The organism is Candidatus Aminicenantes bacterium, assembly GCA_026393795.1.
Lineage (GTDB): Bacteria > Acidobacteriota > Aminicenantia > UBA2199 > UBA2199 > UBA2199.
In genome coordinates, this window is record JAPKZL010000079.1 from 1 (window position 1) to 19,948 (window position 19,948).

Annotated in this window: 20 protein-coding genes and 1 pseudogene; 9 read left to right on the forward strand and 12 right to left on the reverse strand. The window is 57.8% G+C overall.

All coding sequences use genetic code 11. The features are described from left to right. On the reverse strand, window positions 1-689 hold a 689-nt coding region (locus tag NTW95_03780), incomplete at its 3' end, for a transketolase (GenBank protein MCX6556542.1). A gap of 260 nt (window positions 690-949) precedes the next feature. Here NTW95_03780 and NTW95_03785 point away from each other — a divergent pair. From NTW95_03785 to larB, 3 genes are all read left to right on the forward strand, one after another. Beyond that, a complete protein-coding gene (locus NTW95_03785) occupies window positions 950-2,077 on the forward strand; it encodes a heparan-alpha-glucosaminide N-acetyltransferase domain-containing protein (GenBank protein ID MCX6556543.1) in 1,128 nt (375 codons plus the stop codon). Between the two features lie 82 nt (window positions 2,078-2,159). Then, window positions 2,160-3,236 (forward strand): DUF362 domain-containing protein, encoded by a 1,077-nt coding sequence (locus tag NTW95_03790; GenBank protein MCX6556544.1) that lies wholly within the window; start codon window positions 2,160-2,162, stop codon window positions 3,234-3,236. Beyond that, window positions 3,208-3,957, forward strand: a complete 750-nt coding sequence (larB, locus tag NTW95_03795) for a nickel pincer cofactor biosynthesis protein LarB (GenBank protein ID MCX6556545.1) — start codon at window positions 3,208-3,210, stop codon at window positions 3,955-3,957. The genes NTW95_03790 and larB overlap by 29 nt, the downstream gene beginning before the upstream one ends. On the opposite strand, the gene NTW95_03800 is transcribed toward larB, so the two are convergent. The 7 genes from NTW95_03800 to NTW95_03830 all read right to left on the reverse strand — a co-directional run bounded on the left by NTW95_03800 (window position 3,938) and on the right by NTW95_03830 (window position 11,987). Continuing rightward, the gene (locus tag NTW95_03800) at window positions 3,938-4,408 is read right to left on the reverse strand and encodes a Mut7-C RNAse domain-containing protein (protein ID MCX6556546.1); all 471 of its coding nucleotides are present in this window, start codon (window positions 4,406-4,408) and stop codon (window positions 3,938-3,940) included. The two genes, larB and NTW95_03800, sit on opposite strands and share 20 nt — an antisense overlap. Window positions 4,409-4,550: 142 nt before the next feature. Next, window positions 4,551-6,038 (reverse strand): AAA family ATPase, encoded by a 1,488-nt coding sequence (locus NTW95_03805; protein ID MCX6556547.1) that lies wholly within the window; start codon window positions 6,036-6,038, stop codon window positions 4,551-4,553. Between the two features lie 56 nt (window positions 6,039-6,094). Then, window positions 6,095-7,018: a diacylglycerol kinase family lipid kinase gene (locus NTW95_03810; GenBank protein MCX6556548.1), complete on the reverse strand. Its 924-nt coding sequence runs from the start codon at window positions 7,016-7,018 to the stop codon at window positions 6,095-6,097. After that, window positions 7,011-7,502 carry a hypothetical protein gene (locus NTW95_03815; GenBank protein ID MCX6556549.1) on the reverse strand — a complete coding sequence of 164 codons (492 nt, stop codon included), beginning with the start codon at window positions 7,500-7,502 and terminating at the stop codon, window positions 7,011-7,013. Before NTW95_03815 ends, NTW95_03810 begins: the two co-directional genes overlap by 8 nt. A 9-nt stretch (window positions 7,503-7,511) precedes the next feature. Further along, window positions 7,512-8,192, reverse strand: coding sequence for a lytic transglycosylase domain-containing protein (locus tag NTW95_03820; protein ID MCX6556550.1), 681 nt, complete (start codon window positions 8,190-8,192; stop codon window positions 7,512-7,514). Then, window positions 8,182-10,797 (reverse strand): alanine--tRNA ligase, encoded by a 2,616-nt coding sequence (gene alaS, locus NTW95_03825; protein MCX6556551.1) that lies wholly within the window; start codon window positions 10,795-10,797, stop codon window positions 8,182-8,184. Before alaS ends, NTW95_03820 begins: the two co-directional genes overlap by 11 nt. Next, a complete protein-coding gene (locus NTW95_03830) occupies window positions 10,797-11,987 on the reverse strand; it encodes a type IV pilus twitching motility protein PilT (protein MCX6556552.1) in 1,191 nt (396 codons plus the stop codon). The genes alaS and NTW95_03830 overlap by 1 nt, the downstream gene beginning before the upstream one ends. A gap of 334 nt (window positions 11,988-12,321) precedes the next feature. On the opposite strand from NTW95_03830, the pseudogene NTW95_03835 reads away from it, so the two are divergent. Together NTW95_03835 and NTW95_03840 are read left to right on the forward strand one after the other, a co-directional pair. After that, a pseudogene (locus NTW95_03835) lies at window positions 12,322-12,594 on the forward strand (septal ring lytic transglycosylase RlpA family protein). A 487-nt stretch (window positions 12,595-13,081) separates the two neighbouring features. Further along, window positions 13,082-14,071 (forward strand): diguanylate cyclase, encoded by a 990-nt coding sequence (locus NTW95_03840; GenBank protein MCX6556553.1) that lies wholly within the window; start codon window positions 13,082-13,084, stop codon window positions 14,069-14,071. A gap of 39 nt (window positions 14,072-14,110) precedes the next feature. On the opposite strand, the gene argF is transcribed toward NTW95_03840, so the two are convergent. Beyond that, complete coding sequence (argF, locus tag NTW95_03845; GenBank protein ID MCX6556554.1) at window positions 14,111-15,091, reverse strand: ornithine carbamoyltransferase; 981 nt, start codon at window positions 15,089-15,091, stop codon at window positions 14,111-14,113. A 127-nt stretch (window positions 15,092-15,218) separates the two neighbouring features. Between argF and NTW95_03850 the strand changes: the two genes are divergently transcribed. Both NTW95_03850 and NTW95_03855 read left to right on the forward strand, forming a co-directional pair. Beyond that, a complete protein-coding gene (locus NTW95_03850) occupies window positions 15,219-15,662 on the forward strand; it encodes a GNAT family N-acetyltransferase (GenBank protein ID MCX6556555.1) in 444 nt (147 codons plus the stop codon). After that, a complete protein-coding gene (locus tag NTW95_03855; protein MCX6556556.1) occupies window positions 15,656-16,552 on the forward strand; it encodes a phosphatidylglycerol lysyltransferase domain-containing protein in 897 nt (298 codons plus the stop codon). The genes NTW95_03850 and NTW95_03855 overlap by 7 nt, the downstream gene beginning before the upstream one ends. 12 nt (window positions 16,553-16,564) lie before the next feature. Here NTW95_03855 and NTW95_03860 read toward each other — a convergent pair whose 3' ends face one another. The 3 genes from NTW95_03860 to NTW95_03870 form a co-directional block, all read right to left on the reverse strand. Next, complete coding sequence (locus tag NTW95_03860; protein ID MCX6556557.1) at window positions 16,565-16,837, reverse strand: hypothetical protein; 273 nt, start codon at window positions 16,835-16,837, stop codon at window positions 16,565-16,567. Between the two features lie 20 nt (window positions 16,838-16,857). Continuing rightward, window positions 16,858-17,553 carry a sulfotransferase domain-containing protein gene (locus NTW95_03865; protein MCX6556558.1) on the reverse strand — a complete coding sequence of 232 codons (696 nt, stop codon included), beginning with the start codon at window positions 17,551-17,553 and terminating at the stop codon, window positions 16,858-16,860. A 155-nt stretch (window positions 17,554-17,708) separates the two neighbouring features. Beyond that, window positions 17,709-18,074 carry a DUF559 domain-containing protein gene (locus NTW95_03870; protein ID MCX6556559.1) on the reverse strand — a complete coding sequence of 122 codons (366 nt, stop codon included), beginning with the start codon at window positions 18,072-18,074 and terminating at the stop codon, window positions 17,709-17,711. A gap of 284 nt (window positions 18,075-18,358) precedes the next feature. Between NTW95_03870 and NTW95_03875 the strand changes: the two genes are divergently transcribed. Both NTW95_03875 and NTW95_03880 read left to right on the forward strand, forming a co-directional pair. After that, window positions 18,359-19,618: a TldD/PmbA family protein gene (locus tag NTW95_03875; GenBank protein MCX6556560.1), complete on the forward strand. Its 1,260-nt coding sequence runs from the start codon at window positions 18,359-18,361 to the stop codon at window positions 19,616-19,618. Beyond that, the coding region (locus tag NTW95_03880) for a hypothetical protein (GenBank protein MCX6556561.1) at window positions 19,611-19,948 on the forward strand (338 nt) is incomplete at its 3' end. The genes NTW95_03875 and NTW95_03880, both read left to right, overlap by 8 nt.

Here is a 19,948-nt window from a genome sequence, read left to right on the forward strand (position 1 = left end):
TCGAGCGCCGCCAGGTCGTTGGCGTCGGCGACCGCTTGCACGTGCCAGCCGTAGGCCTTGAAGCGGGCCGCCACGTCTTCGCTGAAGGCCAGGCTCGTTTTTCCCTCGATGGTGATATGGTTGTTGTCGTAGAGCCAGATCAGGTTGTCCAGGCCGAGATGACCGGCCAGCGAGGCGGCCTCGGCGCTGATCCCCTCCATCAGGCAGCCGTCCCCGGCCAGGGCGATGATGTCGTAGTCGATCAGCTCGTAGCCCGGCCGGTTGAAATAATTCGCCAGCCATTTTTCGGCAATGGCAAAGCCGACACTGGCTGCCGCGCCTTGCCCCAGGGGACCGGTGGTGGTTTCGACGCCGGGGGTCAGCCCGTGCTCCGGATGGCCGGGGCAGCGGCTGTTGAGTTGGCGGAACTTCTTGATGTCTTCCACAGTGAGGTCGTAGCCGGTGATGTGCAGCACACCGTAGAGGAGCATGGAGGCGTGGCCGGCCGAGAGGATGAAGCGGTCGCGGTTGGGCCAGTCGGGGTTGGCGGGATTGAATTTCATGAACCGGTTATAGATGGTGAAAGCCGCCGGGGCGAGGGCCATCGCGGCTCCGGGGTGGCCCGAGTTGGCTTCCTGCACCGCGTCCATGGCCAGTGTTCTGATCGTATCGATGCAAAGCTGTTCCACGGGGGGATTGGTTTTAATCATGAGGCCATTTTAGAGGAATAAACAGGCAGGTGTCAAGCCGCCGCACGGACCATCCGCTGGACTTTATCCCCCCGGCCCCCCCTAAAGGGGCAGACAAACCATATTCGCCTAAGCAGGCGAATGGTTTGTGCTGCAACGGGTCCACCCCCCTTAGCAAGGGGGGATGAAGGGGGGATCGTTGCAGCAGGAACAAACGAAAGATATACACCTTTTTGATTGCATTTATTTGTTTTTAAAGCTATTATTTCCAGGAATCAACCATGAACTGGAAATGCTGGAAAAATGAAACTGTCGGCGTGATCAAGCGCGTCGAAGCGGTCGACCTTTTCAGGTTTTTGGTCCTTTTCTTTATGATCCAGGGTCATTTGTTCCGTGCCTACCTGCTCCCGGCGATCCGTCAGGCCCATTGGTACCTGGTCCACGAAACCCTGCATGGCATGGTCGCCCCGGGATTTTTATTTGTTTCCGGATTCGCCGCTTTCCTCTCCTTCCACAACAAGCGCCAGAACTACATCCACCTGGACCGGGCCTTTTTCAAGCGTTTGCGGCGGATCATGTTCGTCATCGCCATCGGCTACTGGATACATCTTCCGTTTTTCTCGCTGCGCAAGACTCTGTGGCAGATCTCCCAGGGCCAGGCCGGCGAATTTTTAAAAACCGATATCCTGCAGTGCATCGGCGTCGGCCTGCTGCTGTTCACTATTATAGCCGTCATCCTGAAAAATGAAAAAATAGTGGTCCTGTTCTCGCTCCTGGCCGGGGTGCTGTTCTTTTTACTGCCGGAAACGGTGAAGCACATCCACCTGCACCCGGCCGTCGATCCGTATTTCAACACCGACATCTCGCTTTTCCCCATTTTCCCCTGGGCCGGGTTCCTGTTTCTCGGCGTCATCGTGGCCTACGTCTATTCGCTGCTGAAAAAGGAGATCTTCTTCAGGTTGCTCCTGGTGGTCGGCGTAGCTATTTTCCCCTGGTTCTTTCTCCATTCCGCCCAGGGTTATTTCAAGGCCGAGCTCACCCTGGGCGGCAATCTGAACAAAGCCGGGGGAGTCTTCATCGTCTTATGGTTCGCCGACCTGCTGCTGCGCAAATTCAAAGGACCGTTACTGTCGGTGTTGATCAAGGCGGGCACCGAGTCGCTCTTCGTGTATGTATTGCACCTGTTCATCATCTTCAATTCCATTTTCGGCTTCGGGCTAAATCGCTATTTCCACGACTCGATGAACGTGGGACAGGCATTGCTCTTTTTCTTTATCCTGCAAGCGCTGGTATTCGCCCTGTCCTATTTCTACAACTGGCTGAAGGAAAAGCACCCGCCAGCCTGGAGGGTCGTCTTTTACGGTTTCTGGATCGTGTTCATCCTGGTTTTTGTCGTCAGACCCAATTGAACACAGTGGCCCGGCCGCCGGAAATAGAAAAAAGTGTGGTTTTAAGGTATAATGCCACCCGTCCTTTCAGGGCGAACCAAAGATGAAGCGCAAAGAAATCGTATTGATCAAGGAGACGCGGCAGAACGAAGTCGTCAAAAAGATCATGGAGGCCATTGCGCCGTTTTTAAGCATTCGCTCCAGCAACCGGGTGGCCATCAAGATCAACCTCTCCGGCGCCAAGGAAATCTACGCCAACACCCATTACGAGACGGTCGACTCGATGATCCGCTATCTGCGCGACAAGTATGGCATCGCGCAGATCACGGTGATCGAGGGCTCGGACGGGGCTTTTTTTTCAGGTAAAACCACATGGGACATTTTTTACAAATTCAAATACAAGGAGATCGAGATGCAGGGCGCGCAGCTCTGCAACCTCGACGACCTGGCGCACGACCAGGTGCTCAACGTGGAGACCATCAGCGGCCCCCAGCAGGTTTATTTTTGCCGCTTCCCCGCCGATTACCTGATCTCGATCGTCCCGCCCAAGACGCACAACATTTTCCCGGTTTCGCTCTCGGTTCCCAACCTGATCGGTTTCGTGAAACAGGAGCAGCGGGTGCTGATGTTCGGCGCTTCCAACCAGGAGATGAAGCGCATCAATTTCATTCACAGCGAGAAGTATTTCCAGCTGCTGCAGCTGGCCAACCGCAACTTCGTGGCACTGCTGAAGCAGATCCAGCCTTCATTGGTCGTCATCGACGGCCTGTACGGCATGGAGGGCAAGGGCCCGATCAAGGGCAGCCCGGTATTTCACGGTTTTGCCATCGCCAGCGAGGATGCGGTCATGGCCGACGCCCTGGCCACGCACGTGATGGGGTTCAGCGGCGACGACGTTCCCTACCTGGCCCTGGCCAACAGCGAGGGCCTGGGCAACAACCACTGGCAGAACGTCATCGGCGTCGACCCGCAAACGGTCAAATTCCCGTACCGCCCGCACCCGCTGTTCCAGCGCCAGCGCAAATGGCGGGAAGCGAGGAGCCGCAACGAGGGCGCGGCCGGAAAGTCCCCCGCGGGGACGGTTGTAGACAACCAGCCCCCCAAGGGGACGGTCGTAGACGCCCAGCCCGCGGAAAACAGACCGGAAGACCATGAAGAAAACCATTCGCCACAAAATTAAAGCGCTCAAGGAAGGCCGTCTGTCCGAAGCCGATTTCCTGCGTTGGTTGGAAAACCTCCCCTTCAGCAACGACATTCATCTTAAGCTCGATTTTCACCGCAAGCTGCGGCGCGGGATCCCCGAGGTCATCTTCGGCCAGGGAAAGAACGAGGCCCAGCTGCGCTCGATCATCGCCAAGTTCAGGGAGATGGGCGAGAACATCCTGATCACCCGCATTGATGGCGAACGCTACCGAAAACTGCGCAAGAAATGCCCGGGCCTGCACTACCACGCCGCGGCCCGGATCGTGACCTTCAGCGCCAAGCCGGAAATCGTCAACCGCGGGAAAATACTGGTCCTGTCGGCCGGCGCCAGCGACGAGGCTGTCGCCGAGGAGGCCTATGTCTCCTCGCGCTTTCTCGGCAATGGCACCGATAAGGAATACGATGTGGGCGTCGCCTGCCTGCCGCGCGTCCTGCAGATGCGGGAAAAATTCAATGATTACGCCGTGATCATCGTGGTGGCCGGCATGGAAGGGGCGCTGCCGTCGGTCGTGGCCGGGCTGACCTCGACGCCGATCATCGCCGTCCCAACCTCGGTGGGATACGGCAGCAGCTTCAACGGCGTCGCCGCGTTGCTCTCGATGCTCAACTCCTGCGCCGGCGGGATTGCGGTGGTCAACATCGACAACGGCTTCGGCGCCGCCTACCAGGCCACCCTGATCAACCAGAAAATTTCCTGATCGTCTCGATAAAGGTGTTTATCTTGCCCAGGTGGGTCCCCTGCCAGTAGATCTTCCGGCAATGGCAACAGCGCTGGAAGCGCTCCTGGGTGCGGAAGACGTAGGGCGGAACCAACTCCTTGACCCGTTCCTTTTCGATGGCGGCCAGCTCGCCGTTGCAGAGCAAGCAGCGCGGCGGCAGCGCCGCGGGTTCCAGGTGGAAAGCGGCGACGATCTCCAGCAGCTGCTCGCGCGGATGGACCGCTTCAACCAGGCGGCTGGAGCCGCCGGGCATGGCGTCATGCAAGGCCACATCCTTGGTCAGCAGGATGCGCGCTTCTTCGAGGCATATTTTTTTCAGCTCCGCGTCTTCGGCGCGGTTGTCGTAAAAGGCGTCGACGCCCAGCATGCGCAGCCACTTGGCCGTTTTGCCGAGCATGACGTCGCAGGCGAAGCGGGTGGGAGTGGGCATGGAGCTAGAAGGACCTGGAAACTCGGCGTACGGCATACGGTTGACGGTGTACGGCAACCGCAACCAATCGAAGCTCCATGATGATTGCCGTTTTCCTCACCGTACGCCGTATGCTGTCTACCGTAAACCGAGCCCGGTTTGTTCAATATTCCTTATCGGATGACGCCCGCACGGCGCGGTTGTGAGCCCAGCTCCGGATCTTCTTGATCTGCTCTTCCATGGTCGTGGCCATGGGCACGGAATTGCCGAAGATGACGAACAGGTCATCCTCGATCAACTTGCGGTTTTCATTGAACGCCTCGTACATGCCCGAGATGATCACCTGCTCGATTTCCGACCCGGACCAGTTCTTGGTGATCTGCGCCAGCTGGGGGATGTTGAATTTTTTCAAATCGTTGTCGCGCTTGCTCAGGTGGATGGTGAAGATCTCCTCCCGTTCCTTGCGCGTGGGCAGGTCGATGAAGAAAATCTGGTCGAAGCGGCCCCGGCGCAGCAGCTCCGGCGGCAGCAGATCGATGCGGTTGGCCGTGGCGGCGATGAAAATTTCCGAGGTATGCTCCTGCATCCAGGTCAGGAAATAGCCCAGGATGCGCGAGGAGGCGCTGTCCGTGTGCTTGTCGCTGATGCCGCTTTCGATCTCGTCGATCCAGAGCACCGCCGGCGCCACCGAGTCCATGGTCTTCAGGGCGCGGGCGAACACTTCCTCGGCCGGGCCGGCGATCCCGGAGTAGACCAGGTTCATGTCCAGGCGGAACAGGGGCAGGTTCCAGAGGGTGGCGATGATCTTGGAGGCCAGGCTCTTGCCGCAGCCGGTGATGCCCATGGTCAGGACCCCCTTGGGCTTGTCCAGCCCGAATTCACGGGCTTCCTTGCTAAAAGCTTTTTTTCTTTTCTGCAGCCAGTCCTTCAATTTGTCCAGGCCGCCCATGTCATCGAGGGTCAGGACATGGGTGAAGAATTCCAGGACGTTCTCCTTGAGGATCAGTTGTTTCTTTTCCTGGTGGATCTTGTCGATCAGGCCGATGTGGATGCGCGCTTGCCCCTGGAACGCCTTCATGTATGCCTTATAGGCTTCATCCAGGGTCAGGCCCTGGACGGCGACCGCGAAACTCCTTTTCTCCTCGGCGCTGAGCTGGATCTGCACCCCGGCTTTTTCCAGCGATTCCATGAATTTCAGGCAAAGGCCTTCCAGTTCTTCAAAGTCGGGCATTTCGAAAGTGAAGATATCGATCTCTTTTTTCAGCATCGCCGGCAAAAAATCGTCGGCCGACAGCAGAAAAAGGAATTTCTTGTTGTTCTTAAACTGCAGGTAGCATTCACGGATCTTGCGCACCAGCTCCGGCGCGTTGCGCAGCAGCGTGTTCAGGTCCTTGAACACGAAAAATGCCGGCTCGGCGGTCTTGAGGGCGGCGTCAAGGGCCGTGGCGGCATCCCGGCTGTTGGCGACCTTGACCTCGCTGCCGCTGAGCCCGTTGTGGGAGTCCCAGAAAAAGATGTTCTGGCTTTTGAGCACCTGCTGGCAGAGCTTTTTCAGGAAACTTTCCACCCGTTTCTCTTCGTAGGAAATGATCTGCACGATCGGCTGTCCCGCCTGCAGCGAATCCTTAATTTGGTTAATGGACTGGTTCATCGCCGACCTCCCGCGCGGCCGCGCGTTTGATTTTCCATGCGTTCATGGGTGCCTCGTCAGCCGATCCTGAAATTGAGGGCTTTGGAGATAATGGAAAATTCGGCCGGCAATTTCCCGCCCATTTCGCCGTCGTATTCGGTATATACCTCTTCCTGCGACTCGACCTTGATATGCCGGGCTTTGAGCATGAAGACTTTCGGGTTTTTGGCGATCGTCCCGGAGTACAAAAGCGGGGTGTTGCGGATGATCTCCAGCTTTTTCATGTCTCCGACCAGCACCAGGTCGAAAAAACCGTCATCGGCTTCGGCTTGCGGGGCGATGATCATGCCGCCGCCGAAAATCCGGCCGTTGGCCACGGCGCCGATCAGGTATTCGCCCTGCAGCTGCTCCCTGCCGTCGACGGTCAGGGTGACGGTCTTGCTGCGGTAGGTCATCAGCGTGGCCAGGAGGCCGCGGTAATAGGTCAGGGCGCCGCGCCGACCCGACTGCACGTTGGCGATCCTGCGGATCACCTCGGCGCCCAGTCCGAAATCGGCGACATTGATGAAATACTGCTCGTGCGCCGAGGCGCCGCCATAGCTGATTTTGCCGATATCGATTTTTTTGTTTTTCGCGTTCTTGATCAGCGCCGCCGATTTTTCGAACTCCCGGGGGACTTTCATGAAGCGGATGAAATCCGATCCCGTGCCGGAGGGGATCATGCCCAGGGCGGCATCCTGGTTGATGGTTTTTCCGGAGTAATCGCTGAAAAAACCGCTGCTGATTTCGTTCATCGTACCGTCGCCGCCGACGCCGATGATCAGGTCGAAGCCGTCCTTGATCAGTGCCCTGGCGATCTCCGTCGCCTGGAGAGGTTTTTCAGTGAAAACATATTTGAATTCCCGGAAATGCGCTTTGATCGCCAGGCGGATCGTTTCCCATTTTCTTTCGGTTTGACCGCGGGCGGAGAAAGGATTGACGATGACATGGACTTTATTCATGCGGAGTCTCCGCCGGGCGGTAAAAGAATTTTCTGGCGATCAGCCCGGCGATCCCCCCGGCCGCAATGGCCATGAATACGAACAGTCCGACGCTGAGGATCATGATGGCCTTGAACTGGCCGCTTTGCAGGGTGCGGGTCATGTCCGCGTCCAGCAGGGGAGCGATGGCCTTGGCTTTTTCCAGCAGCGCCTCGAGCTTTTCCTGGGTGATGCCGAGGATGGTCATCAGGCTGAGAAAGGCGAACATGGCGCCGGCGACCAGGCCGCTCAAGGCTCCGGCCAGGAACGCGTCGCCCTTGCCAAGCCCCGGGTTCTCCTTGCCGAGCAGGTAGATGGTCAGGGCGGCGCCCAGCGCGATCCAGAGCATGAAAAAGAGGTTGAGCAGGTTGATGACCGGAAAAATGGAGAGGATGCCGGCCGCGCCGCCTCCCAAAAAAACGCTTTTGCCCAGCCCCTTGATTTGTTTGGCTCTGCTTTCTGACAACGTCGCTTCCTAGTTGATGATCTCGATGGCGCCGGTGATGTCGGCCGGCAGCGTGTCGGTGATGATGGTCTTGCCGGCGGCGGTCGTGTATTTGTAGATTTTCATCCTGGCCGGGGTCGAGACGGAAAAGGTGTAGCTCATCCCCATCAGCGACATCACGCGGCGGATGTACTGCTTGGTTTCCCGGTAAGGGGGGACGCCGTTGTACCTGCTGACCGTGTCTTCGCCGGCGTTGTAAGCGGCCAGGGTCAGGGGAATGTTCTGGTTGTATTTCTGGTAGAGATATTTCAAATGCTTCACGCCGGCTTCCAGGTTGTCGCCGGCATTGTAGCGGTTGTATACCCCGTATTGGCGGGCGGTATCCTTCATCAGCTGCATCAGCCCCACCGCGCCCTTGCGCGAAACGGCAAAGGGGTTGAAGCTGGATTCGGCCTTGGCCACGGCGATGACCAGGTCCTCGCGCAGGTCGTGCTTCTGGGTCAGGGACTGGATTTTTTCCTTGTACGGGACGGGAATCACGGTGGAATGGGAAGAGGGCAGGAAGTCGATGGTTCCCTTGCGGATCGATTCGGGATCCATGGTATTGGTCAATACGATATGGCCGTTCTTGTCCTGGCGGACGATCAGGCCGGCATAAAGGCCGCCGCTGCACAGCCAGGCAACCAAGAGAGCTGCTATTTCACGTTTCATGGCGGTCTTTTAGCAGGCGGCTGATTTTGCCCTTGAATTCCTCCGCTTCGGCGATGGCTTCGCCGCCGGCCTGGGCGAAATCCTTTCGGCCGCCTCCCTTGCCCATAACCATGGGCGCAATCTTCTTGATTATTATATTCGCGTTGAATTCGGCTGTCAAGTTCGGGTGGACCGCGACGGCGATCAGGGATTTCCCCTCCAGGTTGGCAAAGAGGACGGCGATTCCCTGGATGCGGTTCTTGACGGCTTCGGCCAGGTCGCCGAGCTGCTGGCGGTCGGCGATATCGACCTGGCCGATCACGGCCTTGGCACTGTTCAGCTGGAGCGCCTGGCCGATCATCCCGTCAATGTCCTGGCCCACGGCCGGGGTCTCCTTCTTGGACTGTTTTTCCCTTTCGCGCAGGCGCGTTTCCATATTTTTGAGGAAATCGAGGATCGTTTCGGCTTTCTGGCCAAAATGGCCGAGGAGCTGGCCGAAGATATGGAACGTTTTTTGCTGGTACAGGAAGGCCGGCTCTCCGGCCGCGGCTTCGATCCGGCGCACGCCGGCGGCGATAGACGCTTCGCTGACGATCTTGAAAAATCCGACTTCACCGCTGGCCTGCAAATGGGTGCCGCCGCATAGTTCCCTGGAAAAATCGGCCATGGCGACCACCCGGACCGTATCGCCGTACTTTTCATCGAAAATGGCGATGGCGCCGCTGGCGACGGCTTCCTCGTAGCCCTGGACGGTTTTGGCCACGGAGATGTTTTCCCTGATTTTGGCGTTGACCGCATACTCGACTTTTTCCAATTCTTCCGCGCTCAAGGCATTGTAGTGCGTGAAATCGAAACGGAGCTTGTCGGGACCGACGCGCGACCCGGCCTGCTTGACGTGCAGGCCCAGCACCTCGCGCAAGGCGGCTTGCAGCATGTGGGTGGCGGTATGGTGGACGGTGATGTGGCGGCGTCGCTCTTGGTCCACTTCCAGCCAGGCATGATCCTTCAGCCGCAGGGTGCCTTTTTTCAACACCACCTGATGCAGGACGGCGCCGGCCGGCGTTTTCTTGCTGTCAACGACCTCGAAAAAAACGCTGTCGTTCTTGCCGCTGCCGCTGTCGCCGACCTGGCCGCCGCTCTCGGCGTAGAACGGCGTGCGGTCGAAGATGAGGACGCCCTTTTCGCTTTCCTCCATCTGCTGGGCCTCGTTGCCGTCGACGTAGATGGCGAGCAGGCCGGCTTCGAGCTGGAGTTCGTCATAGCCCCTGAACTCGGTCGTCCAGCGCTCGCTGTTCTTTAGCGTGCCGATCTCCTTGCGCTTTTGCTGCAGGCTGAGCCGCGAGCGGTCTTTTTGCCCCTGCAATTCGCGCTGGAAAGCCTCGACATCGATGCCAATGCCCTTTTCCATGGCCAGGTCGCGGGCAAAATCGAGGGGAAAGCCGTAGGTATCGGAGAGGCGGAACAGGTCGCTGCCGGAGAGCAGCGGCTGCTTTTTTTCGCCGGCCGTTTGCAGGAGTTCTTCGAATATTTTCAGGCCGTTGACCAGGGTGCGGTTGAAACGCTCCTCTTCGGCGCCGATCACCTTGCGGATGAACTCCTGGCTGTGTTCCAGCTCGGGATAGAAAGGCTTCATGACGGCGATGACCGCGGCGCTGATCCGGTCCAGGAAATTGCCCTTGAAATTCAGCGCCTTACCGTGCTTGACGGCCCGGCGCAGCAGCCGGCGCAGGACGTAGCCGCGGCCGTCGTTGGCCGGCATGATGCCGTCGGCGATCAGGAAGGTCAGGGCGCGGATGTGATCGGCGACCACGTTCAGGTCGACCTGGAGCGCCGGATCCAGGGGATCGACGCCGGCCAGGGCGGCGGTGTGCTCGATGATCGGCTTGAAAAGATCGGTGCGGTAGTTGCTGGAAACGTTCTGCAGGATGGCGGTCAGGCGCTCCATGCCCATGCCGGTATCGATCGCCGGGGCCGGAAGCGGGAGCAGGGCGCCCGTTTCATCGCGGAAATACTGCATGAAGACCAGGTTCCAGATCTCAACATAGCGGCGGTTGCCGTCAACGAACCCGGCCGCGCCGAATTCCGCGCCGCGGTCGTAATGGATCTCCGAGCAGGGCCCGCAGGGGCCGGTTTCGCCCATCTGCCAGAAATTGTCCTTCTCGCCCAGGCGAACGATCCTCCGCTCCGGGATGCCGATGCCCTCCTGCCAGATGCGGAAGGCTTCGTCATCGTCCTTGAAAACGGTGATCCACAAGCGGTCGGGCGGCAGATGGTAATGGCCGGTGAGCAGCTCCCAGGCGTAGGCAATGGCCTTTTCCTTGAAATAGTCGCCGAAGGAGAAATTGCCGAGCATTTCGAAAAAGGTGTGGTGAAAATCGGTCTTGCCCACCTCGTCGAAATCGTTGTGCTTGCCGGACACGCGCATGCATTTCTGGATGCTGACCGCCCGCTTGTATTCGCGCTTTTCCTCCTGGAGAAATACCCCCTTGAACTGGTTCATGCCGGCATTGGTGAACAGCAGGCTCGGGTCCTTGGCCGGGATCAGCGGCGACGACAGGACTCGCTGGTGCTTTTTTTTGCCGAAGTAATCAAAAAATATGCGCCGGATCTCGGAATGGCTGGCCATTATTCGATTTCCAGCAGATGGTGATCGTGGGTCGGATCCTCGGGCATTTTTTTCGGCTTTTCGCCGTTGCCGATATCGGACATCCTTTTTTCCATTTCCTCCATCGACATGTCCTTGGTGCTCTGGATGCCGATTTTCTTGAGCTTGAATTCGTCGGGGTTGGAGGCCCACTTCAGCGCTTCCTCGAACGAGATCAAGTTCTTGAGATAGAGGAAATACAGCGACTGGTCGAAGGTCTGCATGCCGTACTGCGAGATGCCCTGGGAGATGGCTTCCTTGATCAGCTTGGTCTTCTCCTGGGTCACGATGCAGTCCTGGATGAAGGGCGTGTTGATCAGGATCTCGACGGCCGGCACCCGGCCCTTGCCGTCGCTGCGCGGCAGCAGCCTCATGGAGATGATCGACTTCAGGACCGACGCCAGCTGGATGCGGATCTGCTTCTGGTGATGGGGAGGGAACATGGAGATGATGCGGTTGATGGTTTCCGGGGCATCCAGGGTGTGCAGGGTAGAGAGGACCATGTGGCCGGTTTCGGCGGCCAGCAGCGCGGTCTCGATGGTCTCCAGGTCACGCATTTCTCCGACCAGGATGACGTCGGGATCCTGGCGCAGGGCGCTGCGCAGGGCCTTGGCGAAATCGTTGGTGTCCGAGCCGACCTCCCTCTGGTTGATGATGCTCTTTTTATCGCGGTGCAGGTATTCGATCGGGTCTTCGATGGTGACGATATGCTCGTTGCGGTGGAGGTTGACGTAGTCGATCATGGCGGCCAGCGAGGTGGATTTGCCGCTGCCGGTCGTTCCGGTGACCAGGATCAGGCCGCGCATCTCCTGGGAAATCTTTTCGAGCACCAGCGGCAGGTTCAGGTCGACGATGCTTTTGATCTGGGTGGGAATGATCCGTAAGACCATGCCCACGGCGCCGCGCTGGTAAAAGACATTGCAGCGGAATCGTCCCAGGCCGGGGATGCTGTAGGCCATGTCGATCTCGTGTTCGCGCTTGAATTTTTCCTTTTGCTCGCTGTTCATTATGGCGAACGCCATGGCGATCGTGTCTTCGGGCATCAGGCGCTTCAGTTCGACCAGCGGATGCAGGGTGCCGTCGATGCGGATCACCGGGTGGTTGCCGACCTTGAGATGCAAATCCGACGCATTTCGTTCAACGCTGATTTTCAGCAGATCGTCAATGCTCATGAATGACTCCCATTTTGTTTAGCAATTATACTTAATTTATTATACAACAACTGGCCGCAAACACAAAAAACAAACATCCTGCACGCTCGCTTTTTTGCCTTGCCCAAGCTGTTTCTGTTATAATTGGCGCATGCGGATATGGACGACTCCGGCGATGATCTGCCTGCTGCTGACGGCCGTTTCCTGTTCGGCCGGGAAAAGCATCCGCAGCGAACCTCCATCCCCCAAGGGGACGGTCGTAGACGCCCAGCCCCCCAAGGGGACGGTCGTAGACTCCCAGCCCTCCGAGCCGGCTCCCAAGGAGGAAATCCGCAGCAGCGATTTATATCAGACGGGGACAGCTTCGTGGTACGGCGATGATTTTCACGGCAGGCTCACCGCCAACGGCGAGATTTACGACATGAACAAACTCACCGCCGCCCACCAGACCCTTCCTTTTCATACGCTGCTGGAGGTGGAAAACCTGGAAAACGGGCAGAAAGTGCTGGTGCGCATCAACGATCGCGGGCCTTTTTTGAAGGACCGGATCATCGATCTGTCGCGCCAGGCAGCTCAGAGGCTGGGCATGGTCGAGAAGGGAACCGCGCCGGTCACCCTCCGCCTGGTCCGCTGGTTGGGTAACGGGCTGCTTGCAGGCGTCCCAGATAGGGGACTGTCTAAAGACGGACCCGAAGGGGTCCTGGCTCAAGGCGGCCCAGAAGGGGGCCCAACCGACGGCGCATGCTGCGTGCAGGCGGGGGCATTCTCTTTGCGCGAGAATGCCGAAGATCTGCTGGTAACGCTGGGAGAAATTTTCCCCGACCTGCGCTTCCGGGTCGTCGTTGAGGATGGCATGTTCAAGGTGCTTTCGATGGGATTGCCTGCAGCGGCGCGTTGCCAGGCGATCATCGACAGGATGGCCGAGTATCATCTGCCGGCTTTTGCCAGGAAGCCCTGCCCGGAGAAAGCGGAATGAATTCAACGCGGCCATTGTCCGTTTGACATCCATGCTTGAAATTGTTTTATTTTTTATTTATAATTCCGGAAGAGAGTTTTATGTTTTAATGGGGTAATGAGAAAAATGGCAACTGCGGCGTTTGCAAGTGATTTTTAGCATGCTTGAAGAATCGGGCACCGGCTTGGAAAAATCCCTTGTGCCGGAGCATACCAGCGATGAGCTGGCCAAGAAGATCCTGATCGTGGAAGACGATCCGGTGGAGCGCGAGGCGCTTGAGGAATTCCTGCAGTTGAACGATTTCATGGTGCTTTCGGTAGCCAGCGCCGCCCAGGCGCTGAAAATCCTGAAAAAAACGGATTTCGACCTGGTGCTCACCGACCTGGTCATGCCCGAGATGGACGGCATTTCCATGACACGTGCCATCCGTGACATGGGCAAGGACATCCCGGTTTTGGTCATGACCGGTTTTGCTTCGATCGAGTACGCGGTCGAGGCAATCAAAGCCGGGGCCACCGATTTTATCACCAAGCCGCTCAAGCTCGACCATGTCGTTTTCATCATCAACCGCGTGCTGGAGACCCGCTCGCTGAGGATAAAAGCCATGGAAACGGAGTACTACAAGGACCTTTCCAACCGCGATGAGTTGACCAAGATCAGCAATTACCGGCACTTCAACTACGTGCTGCAGCTGGAGATCGACCGCCAGCTACGCTACCATCGGCCGTTGACCCTGCTGATCATCGACATCGACGACTTTAAAAAATGCAACGATGCCCACGGCCACCTGACCGGGGATATGGTCCTGGTCAAGGTGGCTTCCCTGCTGACCACCCAGATCCGCAGCTGCGATTTCGTCGCCCGCTACGGCGGAGACGAATTTACCGTCATCCTGCCTGAAATCTCGGAGAAGGAAGCCCTGCCGGTGTGCCGCCGGATCATGAAATCAATCGCCGCTTGCGAGTTTCAGTCGTTTGAAAAAAAGGCCATCGGGCCGCTGAGCGTGACCATCGGCATCGCCTCCTTCCCGACCCACGCTGTCGTCGGCAGGGAATTGATCGAAAAGGCCGACCAGGCCATGTATTCCGGAAAAAGGGCCGGCAAAAACTGCATCTGCATTTTTGGCGACGAGATCAATATTCTGCACTGAGCGCAAGCGGAATAAAAAAAAGCGGATGAAGGCCGGCGTTTATTTGCCCAGCGTGGCTACCATGACCGCCTTGATCGTATGCACCCGGTTCTCGGCTTGGGGGAAAACCTGGGCGTGTTTGCTTTCGAAGATTTCCTCGCTCACTTCGCAGATGTCGGGGAACTGCTTGGCCAGCTTTGTTTCGCTGTTGTGGAAGGCGGGCAAGCAGTGGAGGAAGGTGCATTCCGGGTTGCCGGTCTGGTCGAACAATTTGCGGTTGATCTGGTAGCCTTTCAGCAGTTTGATGCGTTCGGGGATCTGTTCCTCTTCGCCCATCGACGCCCAGACATCGGTGTAGACCACGTCGGCGCCCTTGACGCCGGCGCCGATGTCGTCGGTGATGGTGATGATGGCGCCCCTTTCCACGGCGAACTCGCGGCATTCGTTGACCAGTTCCCTGGCCGGGAAGAGCGTTTTGGGGGCGACGATGCGGAAATCCATGCCCATTTTGGCGGCGCCGATCATCAGCGAATTGGCCATGTTGTTGCGGCCGTCTCCCACGTAGACGAAGGTGATGCCCTTCAGGCGTCCCTTGACCTCGAGCACGGTCATGAAGTCGGCCAGCACCTGGGTCGGATGGTAGAGATCGGTCAGGCCGTTCCAGACCGGCACGCCGGCGTATTGCGCCAGTCCCTCCACGGTTTCGTGCTTAAAGCCGCGGAACTGGATGCCGTCGAACATGCGGCCCAGGACTCGGGCCGTGTCCTTGACCGTTTCTTTCTTCCCCAGCTGGATGTCGTCCTTGCCGAGGTATTCGGGATGAGCGCCCTCGTCGACGCAGGCCACCACGAAGGCGCAGCGGGTGCGGGTCGATGGCTTTTCGAATATCAGGGCGATGTTCTTCCCCTCCAGGTTTTTCCCCCTCAGCCCGGCGTACTTGTCCTGTTTCAATTTGATGGACAATTGCAGCAGGAAATCGATCTCCTCCGGGGTGTTGTCTTTCATGGACAGAAAATGTCTTCCTTTCAGGTTGAATGGCATGGGTTGACCTCCAAGAAAACCCATATTACCGCAAATCGTTCATTTTGGCAACTGGGCGCGGGCATCGTTTCTTGACAGGCGCCGCCGCTTTTGCTATAGTACGTGCGACCGATTCCGGTCGACACCGATGAACCAGGACGACGTCGAAATAAAAATCATCACGCGCGCGGATCGCGATTCCGTTAAAAAACTGTACCAGGAAGCCGGCTGGTGGCAGCAGGAAGACGATACGGCCGACGGCTGCGCCTGGATCGATACCCTGGTACGCCAATCCTTTTGTTTTGTCGGCGCTTTCCGCGGCGGCGAACTGATCGGCATGGGCCGGGCCGTCTCCGACGGGATCAGCGACGCCTACATCCAGGACGTGGTGGTCCAGCATCAGTTCCGCCAGGCCGGGATCGGCCAGCGCATCATCGAAAAAATAGTCGACTACCTGCGCGACCGCCGCATCGGCTGGATCGGCCTGATCGCCGAGCCGGGCACGCGCCCCTTCTACCAGCGCCTCGGGTTTGCCGCCCTGGAGGGCTACACGCCCATGAAGCTGGGCGAAAAAAAAGAAAACCCATGCTGAAAGTCAAGCTGGATGATTTTTCCCCGGTTCGGCTCGCCGACAAGAAGACCATCCTGCCGCTGCTGCTGGCCAACGACATTTTTTTCTGCGACTACAGCTTCGCCAACCTGTTCATGTGGGGCGATATCTTCAAGACGCGCTGGCTGTTCCTGGAAAACCGGCTCTGGATCTACAACGGCTACGATGACCTGATGCTGATGCCGGTGGGCAAGGCGCTGACGCTGCCCGGACTGGTCGCGGCCTCCGACATGCTGCGGCGCGCGGGCAAGAGCGGCAACTTCGTCCTGGTCGACCCGGATTTTGTCAAGGACAATCCCCGCCTGGGCGATTTCTTCAAGGTGACCATCGACCTGGACAACGGCGATTACATCTATGCCAGCCAAAAGCTGGTCGATCTCGCCGGCAACAAGCTGCACAAAAAACGCAACCTGATCAACCAGTTCCTGGCTCTGTACCCCGATTACGTCAGCCTGCCGCTCCAGCCTTCCGACCTGGACGCCTGCCTGGAGTTGTCCGAGAAATGGTGCCGGATGCGCACCTGCGTGGAAAACGATTTCAACCACGAGACATCGGCGCTGAAACGGGCATTGGGCAACTTCGGCGACCTGGAGCTGCAGGGCTTGAAGATTTCCGTCGGCAACGAGATGGCCGCTTTTTCGGTCTTCTCGCAACTGAGCAGCAACATGGCTGACGTGCACTTTGAAAAATTCGCCCCCGAGCTCAAGGGCATCGGCCAGCTGATCAACTGGGAAACGGCGAAGGCACTTTCCCCCAGGTACAAGTACATCAACCGCGAGCAGGACTTGGGTATCGAGGGGTTGCGCCAGGCCAAGAAGTCGTACGACCCGGAATATATCGTCAGCGCCTATTTACTGGAAAGAATAAAATAGCCCGCCGCGGGTTTATTGCTCGGGCTCGCGCGAGATCACCCCTTTTTCGATCAGCAGGTCCATCTGTTTGTTCACCAGGTCGGCGAAGCGCAGGAAATGGGGGATGGTCATGTGGGCGTAGGTATGGATGTTGACCCGGGTGGGTTCCTTCACGTCGCGGATGCCCATGCCCAGGCAGATCTCCTCGGGGTTGACGTTGAAGGAGACCAGGTTGGCGTAGACATGCTCGGCATAAAGGTCGATGATCTCTATTTTTTCCTCTTTCTTTTCCATTTTCTTCTCCATGGTGGCTCCTTGTTGCCCGCTTAGCCGAAGCTCTTTTTTTCGAGTTTTTTAAGGACCTTGTACAGTCTCTTTTCGTCCGCGCTGAGCACGATCCGGCTGTTGCGCTGCGTCTGCTCGTCCTTGCGGATCACGTTCATGTCCACGTTGAAACCCAGTTTCTTGAAGGCCCTTTGGATGCCCGTGTGCCTGCGCAGAAGGGCTTCGTAGCTGATGACGATGCTCTTGGGGATGTTCTCGTGGGCGGCGATCAGTGCGTTGTTGTTGTCGAACCAACTGAGCTTGAACTGCGAAATGCCGCGCTTGTACATGCTGGAGCGGACGTCGGCCGGGTTGCGGAAAATGAAGACCACGCGGATCTTCTTGTCCTTGGCGATGTGGCGGAAGAAGAAGAGCGCCGGGACATGGACGATCTTCAGCCCGGTCAGCCCGCCGCCGCTGTTCAAACGTTCGATGATCTTGTTCAGCTCGACGACGTTCTCCTCGGTCATGGCTTTGTCGATCAGCTTTTTTTCCAGTTCCTTCCCCAGCTCCAGTTCGAAGTACCCCGACTTGTTGTATTCATCGCCCCCGAAATCGCTGGGAAAATCGACGCCGGCGCTCTTGAGCAACTGGCAGGCCAGCGAGGTGCCGCTGCGCGGATGGCCGACGACAAAAATTCCGTTCTTCAGGACCTTGGGCCTGATTTCTTCCTTGCTGGGCGCTGTCTGGTTCTCCACGGCAACCTCCTGTCCATGCCGGAACGGCAAAAGCCCATTATAGCATACGGCGGCGGGTTTCGAAAAACGCCATGACCAGTTTTCATATCCCCCCGGCCCCCAGCGGGGGCCACCCCCCTTGGTAAGGGGGGTTAAGAAAGATAAAGAGGTTTATATTATTTGTGATCGGTAATTGAGATTGTACTAATCTTTTTACAAACCTCGGGGAAATGATTTTTTACATCATTATTGGCAATCCTAATTATCCTCAAACCATATCCCTCTAAAATACGTGATCTTTCTGCATCATATTTCTTGCCGATTTTAGGGCAATAGAAGTCGACAATGAAATTATCAATCGGCCGTTGACGAAGCACCCTGTATTTAAAATGACGCAACAGACCTAGCCACAGCTTTATTTCAGAAACGGTCATGTTCTTGCGCATAGCCCGGGCCCGTTCAACTAAATCCGGGTTATAAGGCAGATGAAACCCTGTCGAGATTAAGTCTCTTTCTTTTAATGTTTCTTGGTCCCAATCCAACGATTACTTCCCCTTTTAGTATCATAACAGAAAATCCTTTTTTTATCCTTTTCATTCCCCCCTTATTAAGGGGGGGTAGGGGGGATCTCTTAAACTGGCCATTGCCTTTATCCCCCCGGCCCTCTAAAGGTGCAGACAAACCATATTCGCCAGAACTGGCGAATGGTTTGTGCTGCCTGCTGGGGCCACCCCCCTTACCAAGGGGGGTTAGGGGGGATCTCTTTATCCAGGCTCCAACAGAGCTGCTTTGATTTTAGTCTGCCGATCAGCTACAATCGATGGAGATGGAAAAGTTCAAGACCCTTTTGCATGAGGACGCGCGTTCCATGCAATTCTCCCTGGACCACAAGGACAATCGGGAGTACTCGCTGAAGAGAAGGGGAGGCGTGCTGATCCGGAGCTTTGACGGCCGCTGGCACAGCCGGGCCTTTGAGACCATCGCAAGCGACGAGGTGAACCGGCACATGGCGTGGAAGCCGGGCGGACGGCCGCTTCCCGTGCACCTGGCCGAAACGGCCGGGAAGATCATGGCCGACCACCGTCTGCTGATCGATTTTCTGAGCCGCCTCGGCCTGCAGGAGTGGCAGCTGCTTTTCCGCTCCCGGCACTGCCTGCGCACCATTCAGAACACGCACCGTCAGGAGCGGCGCGCCGCCACCAACCTGCACAGCGTTTCGATCAGGCTGAAAATAAAGAACCAGCCGCTGGCGGTGGAAATCGGCGAAGGCTCCAGCGACGCCTTGAAATTCAACCTGGACGGCTTGCAGCGGCGCGTCAGCGAAGCGGTCGAGCACGACAGGAACTGCCGCCAGCTGGCCTTCAACAGCCAGGTGCCGGTGGTGCTGCAAGCCGGCGAGGGCGCCATCCTGTTCCATGAGATTCTCGGGCACTCGCTGGAAGCCGATTACGTCTTTCACGGCTTTTCTCCCTTCGTCCGCCGCGACCTGGGCAAGACCATCGCCCCCGAGGCCCTGACCGTCCTCTGCCAGGACAGCCGCGATCCTTTTTTCAGGGATGCATCGGTGGACGACGAAGGCGAAACCTGCCCATCACCGCTGCTGGTCGAGAACGGGGTCCTGCGCCGCTTCATCGCCGACTACCATTATCAAAAAATGCTGCGCCTGCCCGAAAGGGGGCATGCCCGGCTGGAGGACTTCAGCTGCATCCCGCTGCCGCGCATGTTTGCCATCTATGTCCAACCCGGCGCCTATTCGGCCGAGGAGATCTTGGCTTCGACTCCGTACGGCATCTATGCCAGGGAATTCGGGGACGGCGGGCTCGATTTCGGCGCCGGCCGTTTTTTCTTCCACATCCGCCAGTCTTACCTGATCGAAAAGGGGCGCCTGACCGCGCCGCTCGGCAGCCTGACCGTCAGCGGCCGGATCCGGGAAATCCTGAACGACATCGGCATGGTCGGCAACGATTTCAAGTATGACCGCGGCATCAGCTACTGCCAGAAGAACGGCCAGACCCTGCCGGTGCGGGTCGGGCAGCCGACCATCAAGATCAATAAGCTGTTCGTCAACGGTGGGCCCAGTGCTTGAAACAGTTTTAAGAACGGGAAAGGAAGCGGGTTTTTCGACCGTTGAGGCCTTCGGCGAAAAAGCCTGGCGCTGGGAAAGCGAAGGCAACGAGCCGCCGCTGGCCGCCCATGAAGTCCAGAGCAACCGGCTGCTGGCCAGGGCTTTTCGCGACAGTGGCGATCCCTCGGGCTTCAGCCTTTCCAATCCCGACGCGCGCGCGATCAAAGGATACTTTTCCAGCCTGAGCGCGGCTTCGGGCCCCGACAACAAAAAAAACTACGCCCAGCTGCTGCCGCGGAGCGCCACCAAGACCAAGCTGGCCATTTACGACCCAACGATCGAGGCGTGGGA

Bases quoted from the DNA above. Each gene is read 5' to 3' on its own strand.
- NTW95_03785 (MCX6556543.1), top strand. From the start codon at position 950: ATGAACTGGAAATGCTGGAAAAATGAAACTGTCGGCGTGATCAAGCGC.
- NTW95_03790 (MCX6556544.1), top strand. From the start codon at position 2,160: ATGAAGCGCAAAGAAATCGTATTGATCAAGGAGACGCGGCAGAACGAA.
- larB (MCX6556545.1), top strand. From the start codon at position 3,208: ATGAAGAAAACCATTCGCCACAAAATTAAAGCGCTCAAGGAAGGCCGT.
- NTW95_03800 (MCX6556546.1), bottom strand. From the start codon at position 4,408: ATGCCCACTCCCACCCGCTTCGCCTGCGACGTCATGCTCGGCAAAACG.
- NTW95_03805 (MCX6556547.1), bottom strand. From the start codon at position 6,038: ATGAACCAGTCCATTAACCAAATTAAGGATTCGCTGCAGGCGGGACAG.
- NTW95_03810 (MCX6556548.1), bottom strand. From the start codon at position 7,018: ATGAATAAAGTCCATGTCATCGTCAATCCTTTCTCCGCCCGCGGTCAA.
- NTW95_03820 (MCX6556550.1), bottom strand. From the start codon at position 8,192: ATGAAACGTGAAATAGCAGCTCTCTTGGTTGCCTGGCTGTGCAGCGGC.
- alaS (MCX6556551.1), bottom strand. From the start codon at position 10,797: ATGGCCAGCCATTCCGAGATCCGGCGCATATTTTTTGATTACTTCGGC.
- NTW95_03830 (MCX6556552.1), bottom strand. From the start codon at position 11,987: ATGAGCATTGACGATCTGCTGAAAATCAGCGTTGAACGAAATGCGTCG.
- NTW95_03840 (MCX6556553.1), top strand. From the start codon at position 13,082: ATGCTTGAAGAATCGGGCACCGGCTTGGAAAAATCCCTTGTGCCGGAG.
- argF (MCX6556554.1), bottom strand. From the start codon at position 15,091: ATGCCATTCAACCTGAAAGGAAGACATTTTCTGTCCATGAAAGACAAC.
- NTW95_03850 (MCX6556555.1), top strand. From the start codon at position 15,219: ATGAACCAGGACGACGTCGAAATAAAAATCATCACGCGCGCGGATCGC.
- NTW95_03855 (MCX6556556.1), top strand. From the start codon at position 15,656: ATGCTGAAAGTCAAGCTGGATGATTTTTCCCCGGTTCGGCTCGCCGAC.
- NTW95_03860 (MCX6556557.1), bottom strand. From the start codon at position 16,837: ATGGAGAAGAAAATGGAAAAGAAAGAGGAAAAAATAGAGATCATCGAC.
- NTW95_03875 (MCX6556560.1), top strand. From the start codon at position 18,359: ATGGAAAAGTTCAAGACCCTTTTGCATGAGGACGCGCGTTCCATGCAA.